The organism is Roseomonas rosulenta (genome assembly GCF_016106005.1).
In the GTDB taxonomy this organism is placed as follows: Bacteria; Pseudomonadota; Alphaproteobacteria; order Acetobacterales; family Acetobacteraceae; genus Neoroseomonas; species Neoroseomonas rosulenta.
The window spans coordinates 17290-33593 of sequence record NZ_JACADR010000019.1; the positions used below are offsets into that span (position 1 = coordinate 17290).

Here is a 16304-nt window from a genome sequence, read left to right on the forward strand (position 1 = left end):
AGGGAAGCGCCGAACGGGACCGTGCACAAGCCGTTCGTCAACCCGTCGCGCTGCCCGCCAGCAGGTTGACGGCGACGCCCAGGATTGCGGCGTTGAAGGTGAAGGCCGCCAGGCCATGCGCCAGCACCATGCGGCGCATCGCCGGGGAGGATGTCGTCACGTCCGAGACCTGCGCCGTCATCCCCACGGTGAAGCTGAGGTAGAGGAACTCCAGGCAGTCGGGCTCCCGCCCGCCGGGGAATTCGAGGCCGCCGCCGGCCAGCCAATAGGCATGCGCGTAGTGCACCGCGAACAGCACGTGCAGGTAGATCCAGGACAGCGTGATCGTGGCGACGCCGAGCGGCCAGGAATGCGCCTGGTGCGCGCCGCCGCCGATCTCGGTGACGACGCCGAGCAGCGCGGCGAAGGCTGCGGTGAGAGACGCACCGATGATCGCCCAGCGGCTATCCTCGAGCAGCGCCGCATGATCGCGCATCCGCTCCGGTGGCGTGACCAGCAGGTGCCGTACCAGCAGCGCCGCATGCGTCGCGGCACCCGCGCACCATCCCACCAGGAACGCGGGCCGCAGCGAGTATCCCAGGATCAGCCTGGCAAGCATCCCGGCGAACAGCAACACGGCCAGCGCCACGACAAGCGATGGCCGGTGCCGCAGCGTCCGCCGTAGCGGCATCAGGCTGCCAGGGCGCGCGCGAAGACCGCCGGATCGACATTGCCGCCGCTGATCACGACGCCGACCACGCCGCCGCGCACTGCGACCTTGCCCGCCAGTACGGCGGCGAGCGCCACCGCGCCGCCGGGTTCCACCACGATCTTCAGGTGTTCGAAGGCGAAGCGCATGGCGCGGAACACCTCGGCCTCGGTCACCACGGCGCCGCCGGCCAGGTGGCGGTGGTTGATCGCGAAGGTCAGCGCGCCGGGCTGCTTCGAGAGCAGCGAGTCGCACAGGTTGCTGCCGGTGACGCCGTTGGCCACGCGGCGCCCGGCCTCCAGGGATCGCTTCGTGTCGTCCCAGCCTTCCGGCTCCACCGCCCAGACCTCGGCCTTGGGCGCGAGGGCTTCGAGCGCCAGTACGCAGCCCGCCGTCAGCCCGCCGCCGCCGGTGCAGATGGCGACCGCATCGGGGACCAGGCCAAGGGTCGCCGCATCCTCGATCAGTTCCAGCGCGACGGTGCCCTGGCCGGCGATGACATGCGGGTGGTCGAAGGGCGGGATGATGGTAGCGCCGCGCTCGGCGGCCAGGTTCTCGGCCAGCGCGTCGCGGTCCACGCTGTGGCGGTCGAAGGCGACGACCTCCGCGCCCCAGCGCTTCGTCGCAGCCACCTTGATGGAAGGCGCATCGGTCGGCATGGCGATGGTCGCCTTCATGCCGAGCATGTGCGCGGCCGCTGCGCAGGCCTGGCCGTGATTGCCCGAGGAATGCGTCACGATGCCCCCGCGCCGCGCCGCGGCGTCGAGCATCAGCGCGGCATTGGTCGCGCCGCGCAGCTTGAAGGAGCCTGTGCGCTGGAGCGGCTCGGGCTTCACCAGCACCGTCGCGCCGGTGATCTCGTCGAGCAGGGGGTGACGCAGCAGCGGCGTGCGCAGGATGCGCCCGGACAGCCGCTCGGCGGCGGCGCGCACATCCTCGAAGCTCGGTAGTGTCTCGCTCATGCCGCTTGCCTCCGCGCGAAGCGTCGCGGGTCGCACAGCGGCACGGCGGCCGCCAGTGCGCCGGGGTTGCGTCCATCGACCAGTGCGGCCAGCAGCGCGCCGGCGGCGGGTGCCGTCTGCATGCCGTAGCCGCCCTGGCCGACCATCCAGAAAAAGCCGGGTTCGGCGCCTTCGCCGATCGCGAGGCCGCGATCCGGCGTGAAGGTCCTGAGGCCGGCCCAGCGATGCTCGATGCGCGCGACCGGGATGTCGAGTGCGCGCTGCATGCGGTCGATCGCGACCGCCACGTCGTATTCGTCGGGCTGCGCGTCGTAGGGGGCGGTGTCGGTCTCGTCGGCGGGGCTGACCATGAGTTTCCGCCGTGCTTCGGCGCGCACGTACCAGCCGTGGCCGGCATCGCCGAGCAGCGGCCACTCGGTGCAGTCGTAATCCCCCGGATCGACGATGCAGGCGGTGCGGCGCTTGGGCTGCAGGCCGATCGGGTCGAGCCCGGCGATCCGCGCGACCTCGTCGCCCCAGGCGCCGGCGGCGTTGACGATGACGGGGGCGGAGAAGATCGCGCCGCTGGCGGTCTCGGCGTGCCAGGCGCCGGCCTCGCGCCATATGCGCCCGGCGCGCGCACGCAGCGCGAGCGTGCCGCCGGCGGCGCGCGCTTGGCGCAGGAAGCCCTGGTGCATGGCGGCGACATCGATGTCGAAGCAATCGGATTCGATCGCGGCCATGGCGGCGTAGCCAGGGCGCAGCGCGGGGACCATGGCCTGCACCTCGGCCAGCGCGATCTCGTGCATGTCGTCGCCTTCGGCGATCATCGCGCGCAGCTGGTCCACCTGGTCGGGCGGGGCGAGGTGCACGACGGGGCGCGGGCGCATCAGTGGCGCGTCGGCGAAGCCCGGCGGCGGCGATTCGAAGAAGGCGCGCGACGCAGCGGTGAGAATGCGCGCATCGGGGCTGCCGTAGTTGCGGATCCAGATCGCCGCGGAACGGCCGGTGGCATGGTAGCCGGCACTCTCCTCGGCTTCCAGGAGTGCGACGCGGCGGGTGGTGGAGAGATGCGCGGCGGCTGTCGCGCCGGCGATCCCGGCACCGATGACAAGGGCATCGAAGGCATGGCTGACCATCGCATCAGCCTGCGCCGAGGCCCCGCGAGGGGCAAGCGACATTGGTTACATGTCGTAAGGTCGTTGCCATGCGCGTTGATCCCTGACTAACCTTCCTGCGACCGAGAAGCGGGCTCGGCACCGAAGTCCGCCCCGGGGAGAGAACGGAAGGGAAAGCATGTCCAAGAGCGGGATCACCCGGCGCAGCGTGATGCGCAGCGGGGCGGGGGTTGCGGCGGCCGGGGCGCTCGGTGCGCCGATGGTCCACGCGCAGGGAACGGCGGGCAGCCTGCGCTTCGCCTTCTGGGACCATTGGGTGCCGGGTGCGAACGGCGCGCTGCAGCAGCTGGCCCAGCGCTGGGGCGAGCGCAACCGCGTCAACATGACGCTCGACTTCATCAACACGACCGGCAACCAGCTGCAGCTGACCATCGCCGCGCAGGCGCAGTCGCGCAGCGGGCATGACGGCATCTCGCTGCTGCCCTGGGACCCGGGCACCTACGCGAGCCAGCTCGAGCCCTGCGACGACGTGATGGGCCGCCTGATCGCGAAGTACGGTGCCGTCAACCCGGTCGCCGAGTTCCTGGGCAAGCGGGAGGGCGCGTGGCGTGGCGTGCCGGCCACGGCGGGCACCCAGACCAAGCCTGCCTGCGTGCGCTTCGACCTGATGCAGCAGCATGCGGGCATCGACATCCGCGCCATGTGGCCCGCCAGCGGCCAGCGCGGCCCCACCGCGGACCAATGGACCTGGGACACCTTCCTGCAGGCGGCCGAGAAGTGTCACGCCGCTGGCTTCCCCTTCGGCCTGCCGATGGGCCAGTTCACGGATGCGGTGGACTGGGTGGGCGCGCTGTTCATTTCGTATGGCGCGCGCGTCACCGACGAGCGAGGCAACCCGACCATCCGCGGCAACCAGGAACTGCGCCAGGCGATCGACTATGCGGTGCGCCTGTCGCGCTTCCTGCCGAACGATGTCTGGGCCTGGGATGATGCGTCGAACAACCGTGCGCTGATCTCCGGCCGCTCGGCTCTGATCTTCAACCCCCCGTCGGCCTGGGCGGTGGCCAAGCGCGACGCGCCGCAGGTGGCCGAGAATTGCTGGACGGTTCCGATGCCGGCCGGCCCGCGCGGCCGCTTCCTCGCCTACCTGCCCTACGTCACGGGCATCTGGGCCTTCGGACGCAACAAGACCGCGGCGAAGGCGTTCCTCGAGTTCATCTCGGAGCGCGAGAGCGCTGAGCTGTGCTCGACCATGTCGCAGGGCTACGACATCCCGCCCTTCCTGAGTATGGCCGACTTCCCGGTCTGGGAACGCGAAGGTCCGCCGGTGGGCACCATCTACAACTACCCGCTCAAGCCCCACCATCAGGCGACCTACGCCATCGCCTTCTCGCCCGCCCCGCCGGAGCTGGCGCAGCAGATGTACATCCGGGCGCTCAACACCCAGGTGATCGCGCGCATCGCCCAGGGTGGGGAGAACATGGAGACCGCGCTCGGCTGGCTCGAGCGCGAGATCACCAACATGCGTCGCGGCGGCTGACGCGCGCCCGCGCGCCGGGTGCGGCGCGCGGGGCTTGTGCGGCGGGGTGGCCCCCCGCCGCCGTTCGCCGGCGGGCGATTTCGCAGGAGCGATCCTCATGGCAGACGGCAGCATGGTGATGCAGGGCGCGCCCGCGCCGATGGCGGGGTCGTCGCTGAGGCGCTTCGCGCGCCGGCGTTCGACCGTCGCCTTCCTGATGACGCTGCCGCTGATCCTCGTGATCGGCGGGCTGGTCGCCTGGCCGGCGGGCTACGCGATCTACCTGTCCATGCTGAACCGCCGGATGACGCAATTCATCGGGCTGACGAATTTCGAGATCCTGCTCGAATCCGACAGCTTCCGGATGGTGATCTTCCAGTCGGTGTTCTTTGCCGTCACCGCGGTGATCCTGAAGGCGCTGATCGGCTTCTGGCTGGCGCACATGCTGCACCACATCCCCACCCAGGGGCAGCGCAAGTGGCGCGGCATGCTGCTGGTGCCCTGGGTGATCCCGCCGGCGCTGTCCACGCTCGGCTGGTGGTGGATGTTCGACCCCAGCTACTCCTCGATCAACTGGCTGCTGAACGTCTTCGCGGTTCCATCGGTGCCGTGGCTGGGCGAGCCGTGGTGGGCGCGCATCAGCGTCATCATCGTCAATGTCTGGTACGGCGCGCCATTCTTCATGATCATGTACCTGGCGGCGCTGAAATCGGTGCCGGAGGCGCTCTATGAGGCCGCGGCGATCGACGGCGCCACGTCGTGGCAGAGGCTGCGCTACATCACCCTGCCGATGATGCGCAACATCATCTCCATCACGGTGCTGTTCAGCCTCATCGTCACCTTCGCGAACTACGACATCGTGCGCGTGCTGACCAATGGCGGCCCGCGCGACCTCACGCATGTCTTCGCGTCTTATGCCTTCCAGGTCGGCATCCTGGCCGGCAACATCCCGCGCGGCGCGGCGGTGAGCCTGTTCATGTTCCCGATCCTGGGCGTGATCGCCTTCTTCGTGCTGCGCGGCATCAACAAGCGGAACCGGGAGGAGGCGTGATGTCGACGACGACCACGGCGCAGACGCACCCGCGCGGGATATTCCACAAGGCCGGCAGCCTGCGGGCCGAACGGCGCTGGGCGCTCTGGAGCGCCTACATCTCCCTGGTGATTGCCGCGATCATCATGCTGGCGCCGCCTGCCTACATGCTGCTGACCAGCATCAAGACCAGTGCCGAGATCGCCGACCTGTCGGGCAATCCGTGGTGGGTGCGGTCCCCCACCTTCGAGAACTACTGGGCGCTAATCAACAACGCGATGTTCCGGGGTTTCTTCTGGAACAGCGTGAAGGTGACGATCGCGGTGGTCACCCTCTCGATGGTGATCTCGGTGCTGGCGGCCTTCGCGCTCGGGAGGATGCGGTTCTGGGGCAGCCAGTTCCTCGCCACGGGCGTGTTCCTGACCTACCTGGTGCCCGATACGCTGCTGTTCATCCCGCTCTACCAGATCGTCGGCGGGCTGGGGCTGCTCGACAATGCGTGGGGGCTGGTGCTGGTCTATCCGACGCTGACGGTGCCTTTCTGCACCTGGATCATGATCGGATACTTCGCATCGATCCCGAAGGAGTTGGACGAGGCGGCGCTGATTGATGGCGCGAACTGGCTGCAGATGCTCACGCGCATCTTCATCCCCGTGGCGCTGCCCGGCATCATCGCGGCGACGATCTTTGCCTTCACGGTGTCCTGGGCGGCCTTCGTGTACCCCACGGCGTTCATCACTTCGCCTTCCGAGATGCCGATGACGATCGGCGTGGTCAGCCAGCTGATCCGTGGCGACACCTTCGCGTGGGGGCAGCTCATGGCGGGCGCGCTGCTGGCGGCATTGCCGCCGGTGGTCGTCTACGCCTTCCTCATGGACTACTATATCGCCGGTCTGACTGCCGGCGCGACAAAGGGCTGAATTCGCATGGCGCAGGTTTCGCTTCGCAAGGTCGTCAAGGCCTATGAGGGTGGCGTGCAGGCGGTGAAGGGCATCGACCTCGAGATCGCCGACCATGAATTCGTCGTGCTGGTCGGCCCGTCGGGCTGCGGCAAGTCGACCACGCTGCGCATGATCGCCGGGCTCGAGGAGATCACGGGCGGGGACATCGCGATCGGCGGCACCGTCGTCAACGACATCCCGCCGCGCGACCGCGACATCGCGATGGTGTTCCAGAACTACGCGCTCTATCCGCACATGTCGGTCTACGACAACATGGCCTTCGGCCTGACGCTGCGGAAGTTCCCCAAGGCCGAGATCGACAAGCGCGTGAAGGAAGCCGCACGCATCCTCGACATCACGCCGTTGCTCGAACGCAAGCCCAAGGCGCTCTCGGGCGGGCAGCGACAGCGCGTCGCGATGGGCCGCGCCATCGTGCGCGACCCCAAGGTCTTCCTGTTCGACGAACCGCTGTCGAACCTCGATGCCAAGCTGCGCGTGCAGATGCGCACCGAGATCAAGAAGGTCCACCAGACCGTCAAGACCACCACCATCTACGTGACACACGACCAGGTCGAGGCGATGACGCTGGCCGACCGCGTGGTGGTGATGAACCATGGCGTGATCGAGCAGGTGGGCCCGCCGCAGGTGCTGTACCACACGCCCGCCACGCGCTTCGTCGCGGGTTTCATCGGGAGCCCGGCGATGAACTTCATCCCCGCGCGGCTCGAGGAAGCCTCCGGCGCGCTGCGCCTGCACCTGCCCGGCGGCATGAGCGTGGACATTCCCGAGGCGCGCACCGCGCGCTACCGGTCCTATGCCGGCAAGGATGTCGTCTTCGGCATCCGCCCCGAACACCTCACCGACGACAAGCCGACCGACAAGACGAACCCGGCGCCGATGATCCTCACGCCCGAGGTCATCGAGCCGATGGGCATGGAGACGCTCGCGCATTTCAAGCTGGAAGGCGCGGAGCTGACGGCGCGGCTCGATCCCGCCACGCCGGCCGAGGTGGGTCAGCCCCTGCGCCTGATCGCGCACATGGACCAGATGCATCTGATCGACCCCACCACCGACAAGGTCATTTGAATGAAGCGCCTCGAAGGGAAGTCCGCCTGGGTCACCGGGGCGGGCAGCGGCATCGGCCGCGCCATCGCCATCGCCTTCGCCGCCGAGGGTGCGAAGGTCGCACTGACCGGCCGGCGCACCGGCCCGCTCGAGGAGACGGCGGCGATGCTCGGCGGGGCCGCGGCGATCGTGCCGGCCGACCTGACCGACCAGGCCCAGGTCGCCGCCGCGCTCGCGAAGGTCGAGGCCACGATCGGCGGACCCGACATCCTGGTGAACAACGCCGGCGTGAACCTGCCCCGGCGCTACCTGCACCAGCTCACACCCGAGGCGATCCACGCGCTCGTCGACGGCAACCTCACCGCGCCCTTCATGACCTCGGTCGCCGTGCTGCCGGGTATGCGCGCGCGCGGCGGCGGGCACCTGGTGCAGATCGCCTCGATGGCAGGCAAGAACATCTCCTTCCTCTCGGGGCCCGGCTACACCGCGGCGAAGCACGGCTTCGTCGCGCTGTCCCAGGCGATCAACCAGGAGAACGGCATCCACAACATCCGATCCTGCTGCATCTGCCCGGGCGAGGTCGCCACCGACATCCTGAAGAATCGCCCGGAGCCCGTGCCGGCCGAGGAGATCGAGCGCCTGCTGCAGCCCGAGGACATCGCCGCCATGGCGCTGTTCGTCGTCACCATGCCGGCGCGCGCGAACATCACCGAGATGCTGGTCACACCCACCTACATGCGGCTGCTGGCACCGCAGGCGAAGAAGATCGCGGCGATGTAGGACAGGTCGGGGGAGGGAACTCCCCCGGACCGGGACCCCGCGACGTCGCCGTGCGACGCCGCAGGGATCACAAGCCCTCCCTTTTCTGGCCATTGGGGACTGACCTCGGAGGTCGGCGACACACACATGCACATGCACCACATTCCCGTCGATGCGCTCACGACCCTCGTGCGCGATGTGTTCGTCGCGGCCGGCTGCGATGCGGCGGAATCCAACCGCATCGCGGTCCACCTGGTCGGTGCCAACCTTGCCGGGCACGACAGCCATGGCGTGGTGCGCGTGCCGCGCTACGTCGAATGGCTCGAAGCCGGCTATGTCGTGAAGGGCCAGACGGCCGAGATCGTCACCGACGGCGGGTCCTTCGCCGTGCTCGACGGCAAGTGGGGCTTCGGCCAGACGGTCGCACCGCAGGCGGTGGCGCTCGGCATCGCGCGCGCGCGGCAGGACGGCGTGTGCATCACGGCGCTGCGCAATGCCGGCCATATCGGGCGCGTGGGCGACTATGCGGAACAGGCGATCGCGGCGGGGCTGATCTCCATCCACTTCGTGAATGTCGCGGGCAGCGTGCTGGTCGCCCCCTTCGGTGGCGTCGAGCGGCGCTTCTCGACCAACCCCGTCGCGATCGGCGTGCCGCTGCCGGGCAAGCCGCTGGTGCTGGATTTCGCGACCTCGCTGGTGGCCGAGGGCAAGGTGCTGGTGGCATCCTCCGGCGGCAAGAAGCTGCCCGAGGGCGCGCTGATCGAACCCGATGGCCGGCTCTCGACCGACCCGCATACGCTCTATGGCCCGTATGACGCGGTCGGGCCGCGCAACCCGGCGAACGGGCAGGGGGCGATCCGCGCCTTCGGCGAGCACAAGGGATCGGGCCTCGCCTTCATGTGCGAGATGCTGGCGGGCTGCCTCACCGCGGGCGGCACCTCCGGCCCGGTCAGCGGGCGCGGGCGGATCGCCAACGGCATGCTCTCGGTCTTTCTCTCGCCGAAGCACTTCGGCACGCAGGCGGAATTCGAGCGCATTGGGCTCGCCTATGCCGACTGGATCTCCGCCTGCCGTCCTGCCGATCCCGCGGCGCCGGTGCTGCTGCCCGGCGAGCCCGAGCAGCAGCGCCGCGCCGACCGCACGGCGAACGGCGTGCCATTGCCCGACGAGACCTGGTCGAACATCCTGGCCACCGCGACGCGCCTCGGCGTGAGAAGCCCCGCCTGATCAGCGCGTGTCGCGGTGCTCGTAGCCGCGGCGCAGCCAGTCGACCAGCGGCAGTGGGCGGCGCCGCGGCTGTGTAGCCGCCTGGCGGCGGGCGTGGATCTCGTGCAGCAGCACCTCGCCGCCCGGCAGGCGGCGCAGCGTCAGGCGGCGGGTGAAGCGTTCCGCCGCGCCGGGATGGCGCCCGAGCACGAGGATCGCGGCATCCGGCAATTCGGTGGCCAGCAGGTCGATCACGCGATCGGCTTCCTCCGGTTCCAGCGCCGTCGTGGTGTCGCCGAGCAGCAGCCAGCGTGGCCGGTGCAGCAGCGCGCGCGCGATCGCGAGGCGCTGCAACTCGACGCTGCCGAGGATGCGGTCCCAGTCCGCCGATTCCTCCAGCCGCTCGGCCAGCCCGTCGAGCCCTGCGGCCGCCAGCGCGGCAGCGGCAGCCTCCGCCGGGTAACGCTCGGCGGGTTCGGGAAAGGCGAGCGCATCGTGCAGCCGGCCCTCGGGCAGGTGCGGCTTCTCGCCGATCGTGGTGAGGTCCGCCTCGGGCGGCAGGTCGACGATGCCACGGCCCCAGGGCCAGATGCCGGCCAGCACGCGGAACAGCGCCTGCGCCGTCTCGGGGTCGCCATCGACCAGCACGCGCTCCCCGGGTGTCACGTGCAGCGTGATGTCCGACAGCAGCGCGGTGCCGTCCGGCGCTGCCACGCAAAGCCCCCGCGCACCCAGGCCCCGCTCCGCCGCGCGCTCGAGCACGATGGTGTCGGGGCCGCTTCGCGCCGCTTCCGTCGCGACGATGCGCACCCCTTCCTCGAGGGCGAGCACGCGTTCGACCGAGGCGCGCCATTCGGCGATGCGCTGCAGGTTGTCGACCGGCCAGGACAGCGCCGCTGTCACCTGCTGGAAGGCCTGCGCGATCTGCATCAGGCCGCCCAGCGAGATCGCGCCCTGGATGTAGCGCGGCGTCGTCACCAGGATCGGAAAGACCGGGGCGAGCGTGAGGTAGCCCGCCGAGAAGCCGGTCAGGCGCGACAGGCCCTTGGTCTGCTCACCCCAGGCCGGGCGGATGCCGTCGAACAGTGCGGCGATGCGCCCGCGCTCGCGCGCCTCGCCGCGCGCGAGCGCGATGGGCTCGGCGGTCTCGCGCGCGCGGACCAGTCCGAAGCGGAAATCCGCCTCGCGCGTCTGGCGCAGGTCGGTGGCGCGCACCAGCGGGCGGCCGAGCAGGAAGGCCGCCACCGACCCCGCCGCGGCATAGGCGAAGGAGAGCGCGACCATGTGCCCCGGGACATCGTAGCCCAGCACGCTGATCCGGCCCGAGAGGTTCCACAGCAGCCCGACGAAGGTGACCAGCAGCAGGGTCGCGTAGAGCAGGCTGTTCGCCAGGTCGATCGCGTACTCCGTGGCGATGCGGATGTCCTCGGCGATGCGCCCGTCCGGGTTGTCGTGGTCGCCGGGAATCTGCGCGACCTGGTATTGCCGCGCGTCGTGCATCCAGTCGCCCACGACGCGCTGGGTCAGCCAGGCGCGCCAGGCGATGTTGAGACGGCGCCGCGCCACGAGGTGGCAGGCATTCGTGATCACCGCGCCGGCGACGATCAGCACGAAGACGCCGATCTGCGTGAGGAAGCGTTCCATCGAGCGCCGTTCCAGCGCGTCGAAGAAATCCGCGTTCCACAGGTTCAATCGGATCGCCAGCGCCACCTGCGCCACGCCGAGCGCCGCCATCGCGAGCGTCCAGCCGCGCGCCTGCCAGCGCTGCGGGCCGTGCCGCCAGAAGGGGCCGGCTAGGCGCAGGAAGTCGCGGAAGAACCGGGGCCTGACGGCATGATCCGGCGCGTCGCTCATGTGCGGGACGGCATGCCGCCACCGAGGAAGGCGCGCAGCGCGGCGATCTCCCTCGCCGCGCCGGGCCTGGCCAGGCGCGCGTACAGCGCCGCCGTCCCGCCACGGATCGCCGCCGCTCCCGGATCCTCGCGGGCGAAGTCGGCCATCTCATGCATCTCGCCGGCCCGGCGACAGGCCTTGCCGTACATGGATGGCACCATGCGGGCGAACCCGGCCGAGAGCGCGGGCTGGCTGGCGGCGGCCGCATCGGCCGCGCTTCGGCCATCGAGGCTGGTCATGACCGTCGCGCCATGCGTCGTGAGCCGCGCCGCGATGCCCGCGCCCATCGCGCCCTGGGCCTGGATGGCCACCGCCGGTGTCGTCATGCTGCCCTGCCCACGCCTCGCTGTCGGTTCGGGGAAGGTGGCGCGGCCAGGGCCGGACGCCAATCCCGCGCCCTGATTTGCCCGCCGCGGCGCCGCAGCGTAGCGTTTCGCGACGGCAGCCTGGAACCCCCAAGGATCGGGATGTCGTGCGCAGGACGCCGCCGAGACAGGCGGTTTGGCGCGCGCCGCCCCGTCCCGCGCGCCAGGAAGGGAGAGAACGCGATGCCCACCATCCGTCCGACCAGCGGCGTGCTCGGCGCCAGCGTGACCGGTATCGATCTCTCGCGCCCCCTGGAGGCCGCGGATTTCGCGACCATCCTGCGCGCCCTCGGGCGCTACGGGGTGCTGTGCTTCCCGAACCAGTTGCTGGAACCGGCGGCGCTGCGGGATTTCTCGCGGCGTTTCGGCAGCATCCAGACCTCGCTCTCCGGCAGGTTCCAGGACCCGCAGGTTCCCGAGGTCGGCATCCTGTCGAACATCGTCGAGGACGGGACGCCGATCGGCCTCGCCGATGCGGGGCAGGACTGGCACACCGACATGTCCTATCGCGACACGATGGGCTTCGTGAACGTGCTCAACGCGCACAAGGTGCCGCGGCGCGACGGCAAGGTGCTGGGCTCCACGATCTTCGCCAACATGCATGCGGCCTATGACGCACTCGATCCGGCGCTGAAGGCGCGGCTCGAGAACGCCACCGCGACGCACGACTTCAACAAGTTCTGGGACATGATGGTCGGGCGCGGCACGGCCAACCGCAAGCCGCTGACGCCGGAGGAACGCGCCAAGCGCCCGCCTGCGGTGCATCCGGTGTTCCTCGCGCATCCGATCACCGGGAGGAAGGTGCTCTACTGCAACCCCGGCTACGCGGTGCGCATCAACGAGCTGGACGAGGCCGAGAGCGATCGCGTGCTCGAAGCCCTGTTCGAGCACCAGCTGCAGGAGCGCTTCCTGCACACGCACCAGTGGACCGAGGGCGACCTGCTGATCTGGGACAATATCGGCACGCTGCACAACGCCGTCCCCGACTACGGGCCGAACGAGCACCGGCTGATGAAGCGCTGCCAGGTGATGGCGGACAAGGTGTTCCAGCCGGGCTTCATCCAGCAGACGCTGGCCGCCTGATGCGCTGGATCCGCTTCACGGCCGAGGGCCGCACCGCCTACGGCATCCTGGAGGGCGAGCGCATCGCCGAGGTCGCCGGCGATCCGTTCAAGGGATACGAGGCCACGTCGCGGCGCCACGATCTCTCGGCCGTGAGGATCGAGGTGCCGGTCATCCCGCCGACCTTCTACTGCGCCGGGCTGAACTACGTGGAGCACGTCAAGGAGGGTGCGGCGAAGCGCGGCGAGGTGCCCAATATCCCGACCAAGCCCGACATGGGCTATCGCGCCGCGAATGCGCTGATCGCCCATGGCGAGACCATCGTCATCCCCGCCGACGCGACCGAGAAGGTGCACTATGAGGGCGAGCTCGTCGCCGTGGTCGGCAGGAAGGCCAAGCATCTGACGGAGGAGAACGCGCTCTCCTGCCTGCTCGGCTGGACCATCGGCAACGACGTCAGCGAGCGCACCTGGCAGAAGGCCGACCGCACCTTCTGGCGATCCAAGAACACCGACACCTTCAAGCCGATGGGCCCCTGGATCGAGACGGAGTTCGACCTCGATGCCGCCGAGACGATCGTGCGGCTGAACGGCGAAATCCGCACGCGCTTCCCGACCAACCACATGCTGTTCGGCGTGGCGAAGTTCATCGCCACCATGACGCGCTACCTGACGCTGCATCCGGGCGACATCATCTGGATGGGCACGGACGGCGTCTCGCCCGACCTCAGGCATGGCGACGTGGTGGACATCGAGATCACCGGCCTCGGCCACCTCACCAACCCCGTCATCCGCGAAGGCGCCTGAGACCGTGAACGTCCCGCATGAACGCGTGCGCGCGCAGATCGAGGCCATCCTGCGCTCCTGGGGCATGGCGCCCGACCTGCTCGCCACCACGGTCGAGGCGATGATCGAGACTGACCTGCTCGGCGTGGACAGCCACGGCATCTCGATGCTGATGACCTACGAGAAGCGCGTGAAGGACGGCTCGCTGAACCTCCAGGCGCATCCGCGCATCGAACGCCAGAACGCCTGCACCGCGCTGGTCGATGGTGGGGCGGGGCTGGGGCATCCGGTCTCGGCCTTCGGGATGAACCTGGCGGTGGACAAGGCCAAGGAGGCCGGGGTCGGCATCGTCGGCGTGCGCAACTCGCACCATTTCGGCGCGGCGGGCGTCTATGCGCGCATCGCGGCGCGGCGCGGGGCGATCGGCATGGTCACGAGTGCCACGCGCGGCGTCACGATGGTGCCCACGCGCGGCGCCGCCCCGGTGCTCGGCACCAACCCGATCGCCTTCGCCGCGCCAGCGAGGCGCCACCCGCCCTTTGTCCTGGACATGGCGACGACGACGACGGCCGCCGGCAAGGTCAAGGTCTACGACCTGAACGACCGGCAGCTTCCCGCCGGCTGGGTGCTGGATGCGAAGGGCCAGCCCGTCACCGATCCGAAGCAGGGCTTCGACATCGTGTTCAACCGCCCGGATGGCGGGCTCTCGCCGCTCGGCGGCACGGCGGAGATGGCGAGTGCGAAGGGCTACGGTCTCGCCATGATGGTGCACATCCTCGGTGGCACGCTGGTCGGGTCCTCCTTCTCGCCGATCCGCAACCGCACGCAGAAGCCGGGTGATCCGGACGACATCGGGCATTTCTTCATGGCGATCGACCCTGCCGCCTTCCGCGCGCCCGGCGAATTCGAGGACGACCTCGATGCGGTAATCGACGTGCTGCACGCGACACCGGCGGCCGACCCGGCGAAGCCCGTGCTGGTCGCCGGCGACCCCGAGGAAGCCGAGCGCCAGCGCCGCCTGCGCGAGGGCATCCCGGTCCCGGCGACGCTGGCCGCGCTCATCCGCCGCATCTGCGAACGCTCCGGGGCGTACTACCTGCTCGGCTGACGCGGCCGGTTGAACAGGCGGGTGCCGGCACCGACATCTGCGCTGACGAAACGGTGCCCGGCGCGCTATGAAGGCCGCGGCCCCACCCCCGGCAGGAGACTGGACCGAATGAGCGACACCGCCGTCACCGTGCAGCCCATGCGCTACCTCGACAAGGCGATGGGCGCGCTGCGCGACCTCGGCCTGCCGATGCCGACGCAGAATGCCGAGGAAAGCCCCATCACCGGGCTGCTGTCCAAGATCATGGAGGTCGACGCCGACCGCGTCACGCTGATCGCGCGCGTGCTCAACCAGGCCTCCAACTTCAACGAGGTGGTTCGCGAGCAGATCAAGGCGATGGAAGTGGGTGAGCGCTACCAGACCATCACCAACGCCTTCAACTCCATCCGCGACGACGCGCGCGGGATGGTCGCGCAGATGGAGGACGGCAAGATCTCCACCATGGAGCGGCTGTCCAACATCTGGCAGAAGGCGACGCGCGGCGACATCGCATCGCGCTTCAACAAGATCCGCGACACCTATCTGGAAGTATCGAAGGACACCAAGGAGAACATCGACCGCGAGCACGCCATCCTGGAAGCCTATCGCGACTTCCGCGGCGCGCTGAAGCAGGCCGAGGTGCTGGCGCTCGAGGTGCTGAAGTCGGCCGATGCGCGCCTCGCCGCTGCCAAGACAGCGACCGACGATGCGGTGAAGGCCGCCGAGGCCGCGGGCACGATGGAGCCGGCCGAGCGCGCCAAGCTGGAGCTCGCGCGAGACGAGGCGCTGCGCCACCTGCAGGCCGAGGACGGCAAGTACCAGATCGCCAAGGACCTCGCGGACAACCTGACCGTCTCCTACAACACCTCCGAAGTGATCATGGCGCGGCTCGTGCAGATCACCACCGCGAAGGAACGCGTCTACCAGCAGTCGGTCTCCTTCTTCTCGACCAACGAGGCGGTGCTGACGGCGCTGACCGCCTCCTTCACCGGCATGCACGGGCTGCACGAGAGCACCCGCACGCTGGAGGGCATGAAGGCCGGCGTGAACCAGTCGCTGGAGGTGCTGGCCGAGATCGGCGGCAAGGTGCAGGAAGCCGCCCTGCGCGCCGGCTACGGCCCGACCATCCAGGCCGATGCCGTGAAGAAGCTGGTCGAGAGCGTGGTGAACTACCAGGAACGCTCGATCGAGATCATCGACGAGATGCGCACCGCCGCCACGCAGAACAGCGAGGAGATTCGCCGCTCGGTCGAGGACGCGAAGCAGCGCATGGCGAAGCTCGCGCAGCGCGCCACCGCGGTCGCCGCCACGAATGGCTGAGACGCGCGCGGCCCTGCCCGCGCTCGACGAGACCATGATGGCGATGGACGTGGTGGACACGATCCGCCACGCCGATCGCCTGGTCGAGCGCGAACTGGAAGGCCCCGGCCGCCAGGCCCGGCTGCGCGAACGCCTGCGCGAGATCTACGCCTCGCAAGGCATCGAGGTCGCCGATCACGTTCTCGATGCCGGCATCGCGGCGCTGGAGCAGCAGCGCTTCGCCTACAGCCCGAAGGGCGAGGGCTGGAAGCGCAGCCTGGCCACCGCCTGGGCGACGCGTGCGCGCTGGGGGCGCTTCGCGCTGGCCGGGCTCGGTGCGCTGGTGCTTGCGTTCGGCGTCTATCACTTCACGGTCTCCGCGCCGCGCGCGCGCGAAGCCGCCGCGATCGCCCGCGAGCTGCAAACCGAACTGCCGCGCGCGCTGCGTGCCGAGCATGACCGCGTCCTCGCCGGCACGCAGGAAGCCGCGCCGCGGGCCGAGGCCGCGCGGCTGCTCGCGGAGGGCGAGGCCGCTGCCCGCGCCGG

General features: G+C 69.7%; 16 protein-coding genes. 11 read left to right on the forward strand and 5 right to left on the reverse strand.

Annotated features, from left to right (window positions below; all coding sequences use genetic code 11):
- Window positions 1-37: 37 nt before the first annotated feature.
- From HW578_RS04805 to HW578_RS04815, 3 genes are read right to left on the reverse strand one after another with little or no spacing between them, the layout of a single operon-like run.
- Entirely contained in the window at window positions 38-670 is a 633-nt protein-coding gene (locus HW578_RS04805) for a DUF1345 domain-containing protein (RefSeq protein WP_198369407.1), read from the reverse strand.
- The gene (locus tag HW578_RS04810; protein ID WP_198369408.1) at window positions 670-1650 is read right to left on the reverse strand and encodes a threonine ammonia-lyase; all 981 of its coding nucleotides are present in this window, start codon (window positions 1648-1650) and stop codon (window positions 670-672) included. The genes HW578_RS04805 and HW578_RS04810 overlap by 1 nt, the downstream gene beginning before the upstream one ends.
- A complete protein-coding gene (locus HW578_RS04815; protein WP_232478675.1) occupies window positions 1647-2810 on the reverse strand; it encodes an NAD(P)/FAD-dependent oxidoreductase in 1164 nt (387 codons plus the stop codon). Before HW578_RS04815 ends, HW578_RS04810 begins: the two co-directional genes overlap by 4 nt.
- Window positions 2811-2925: 115 nt before the next feature.
- Here HW578_RS04815 and HW578_RS04820 point away from each other — a divergent pair, with 115 nt between their 5' ends.
- The 6 genes from HW578_RS04820 (at window position 2926) to HW578_RS04845 (ending at window position 9288) form a co-directional block, all read left to right on the forward strand.
- The gene (locus HW578_RS04820; RefSeq protein WP_198369409.1) at window positions 2926-4287 is read left to right on the forward strand and encodes an ABC transporter substrate-binding protein; all 1362 of its coding nucleotides are present in this window, start codon (window positions 2926-2928) and stop codon (window positions 4285-4287) included.
- A gap of 97 nt (window positions 4288-4384) precedes the next feature.
- Complete coding sequence (locus HW578_RS04825) at window positions 4385-5317, forward strand: carbohydrate ABC transporter permease (RefSeq protein ID WP_198369410.1); 933 nt, start codon at window positions 4385-4387, stop codon at window positions 5315-5317.
- Window positions 5317-6216 (forward strand): carbohydrate ABC transporter permease, encoded by a 900-nt coding sequence (locus HW578_RS04830; RefSeq protein ID WP_198369411.1) that lies wholly within the window; start codon window positions 5317-5319, stop codon window positions 6214-6216. Before HW578_RS04825 ends, HW578_RS04830 begins: the two co-directional genes overlap by 1 nt.
- Before the next feature lie 6 nt (window positions 6217-6222).
- Window positions 6223-7323: an ABC transporter ATP-binding protein gene (locus HW578_RS04835; RefSeq protein ID WP_198369412.1), complete on the forward strand. Its 1101-nt coding sequence runs from the start codon at window positions 6223-6225 to the stop codon at window positions 7321-7323.
- Window positions 7324-8082, forward strand: a complete 759-nt coding sequence (locus HW578_RS04840) for an SDR family oxidoreductase (RefSeq protein ID WP_198369413.1) — start codon at window positions 7324-7326, stop codon at window positions 8080-8082.
- Between the two features lie 126 nt (window positions 8083-8208).
- On the forward strand, window positions 8209-9288 hold the full coding sequence (locus tag HW578_RS04845; protein WP_198369414.1) for a malate/lactate/ureidoglycolate dehydrogenase: 1080 nt from the start codon (window positions 8209-8211) through the stop codon (window positions 9286-9288).
- Here the strand turns inward: HW578_RS04845 and HW578_RS04850 are convergent, their stop codons facing one another.
- Window positions 9289-11121: an ABC transporter ATP-binding protein/permease gene (locus HW578_RS04850; protein WP_198369415.1), complete on the reverse strand. Its 1833-nt coding sequence runs from the start codon at window positions 11119-11121 to the stop codon at window positions 9289-9291.
- Complete coding sequence (locus HW578_RS04855; RefSeq protein WP_198369416.1) at window positions 11118-11486, reverse strand: DUF1932 domain-containing protein; 369 nt, start codon at window positions 11484-11486, stop codon at window positions 11118-11120. The genes HW578_RS04850 and HW578_RS04855 overlap by 4 nt, the downstream gene beginning before the upstream one ends.
- A 222-nt stretch (window positions 11487-11708) precedes the next feature.
- Here HW578_RS04855 and HW578_RS04860 point away from each other — a divergent pair, with 222 nt between their 5' ends.
- From HW578_RS04860 to HW578_RS04880, 5 genes are all read left to right on the forward strand, one after another.
- The gene (locus HW578_RS04860; protein ID WP_198369417.1) at window positions 11709-12608 is read left to right on the forward strand and encodes a TauD/TfdA dioxygenase family protein; all 900 of its coding nucleotides are present in this window, start codon (window positions 11709-11711) and stop codon (window positions 12606-12608) included.
- Window positions 12608-13393 (forward strand): fumarylacetoacetate hydrolase family protein, encoded by a 786-nt coding sequence (locus tag HW578_RS04865; protein ID WP_198369418.1) that lies wholly within the window; start codon window positions 12608-12610, stop codon window positions 13391-13393. Before HW578_RS04860 ends, HW578_RS04865 begins: the two co-directional genes overlap by 1 nt.
- Before the next feature lie 4 nt (window positions 13394-13397).
- On the forward strand, window positions 13398-14480 hold the full coding sequence (locus tag HW578_RS04870; RefSeq protein ID WP_198369419.1) for an Ldh family oxidoreductase: 1083 nt from the start codon (window positions 13398-13400) through the stop codon (window positions 14478-14480).
- A gap of 108 nt (window positions 14481-14588) precedes the next feature.
- Window positions 14589-15779 (forward strand): hypothetical protein, encoded by a 1191-nt coding sequence (locus HW578_RS04875; RefSeq protein ID WP_198369420.1) that lies wholly within the window; start codon window positions 14589-14591, stop codon window positions 15777-15779.
- Window positions 15772-16304: DUF6384 family protein (locus tag HW578_RS04880; RefSeq protein ID WP_198369421.1), on the forward strand; the 533-nt coding region annotated here is incomplete at its 3' end. The genes HW578_RS04875 and HW578_RS04880, both read left to right, overlap by 8 nt.

Coding starts and splice junctions, on each gene's coding strand:
- HW578_RS04850 (WP_198369415.1), bottom strand. CDS start 11,121: ATGAGCGACGCGCCGGATCATGCCGTCAGGCCCCGGTTCTTCCGCGAC.
- HW578_RS04840 (WP_198369413.1), top strand. CDS start 7,324: ATGAAGCGCCTCGAAGGGAAGTCCGCCTGGGTCACCGGGGCGGGCAGC.
- HW578_RS04875 (WP_198369420.1), top strand. CDS start 14,589: ATGAGCGACACCGCCGTCACCGTGCAGCCCATGCGCTACCTCGACAAG.
- HW578_RS04805 (WP_198369407.1), bottom strand. CDS start 670: ATGCCGCTACGGCGGACGCTGCGGCACCGGCCATCGCTTGTCGTGGCG.
- HW578_RS04810 (WP_198369408.1), bottom strand. CDS start 1,650: ATGAGCGAGACACTACCGAGCTTCGAGGATGTGCGCGCCGCCGCCGAG.
- HW578_RS04830 (WP_198369411.1), top strand. CDS start 5,317: ATGTCGACGACGACCACGGCGCAGACGCACCCGCGCGGGATATTCCAC.
- HW578_RS04820 (WP_198369409.1), top strand. CDS start 2,926: ATGTCCAAGAGCGGGATCACCCGGCGCAGCGTGATGCGCAGCGGGGCG.
- HW578_RS04835 (WP_198369412.1), top strand. CDS start 6,223: ATGGCGCAGGTTTCGCTTCGCAAGGTCGTCAAGGCCTATGAGGGTGGC.
- HW578_RS04825 (WP_198369410.1), top strand. CDS start 4,385: ATGGCAGACGGCAGCATGGTGATGCAGGGCGCGCCCGCGCCGATGGCG.
- HW578_RS04845 (WP_198369414.1), top strand. CDS start 8,209: ATGCACATGCACCACATTCCCGTCGATGCGCTCACGACCCTCGTGCGC.
- HW578_RS04860 (WP_198369417.1), top strand. CDS start 11,709: ATGCCCACCATCCGTCCGACCAGCGGCGTGCTCGGCGCCAGCGTGACC.
- HW578_RS04855 (WP_198369416.1), bottom strand. CDS start 11,486: ATGACGACACCGGCGGTGGCCATCCAGGCCCAGGGCGCGATGGGCGCG.
- HW578_RS04865 (WP_198369418.1), top strand. CDS start 12,608: ATGCGCTGGATCCGCTTCACGGCCGAGGGCCGCACCGCCTACGGCATC.
- HW578_RS04815 (WP_232478675.1), bottom strand. CDS start 2,810: ATGTCGCTTGCCCCTCGCGGGGCCTCGGCGCAGGCTGATGCGATGGTC.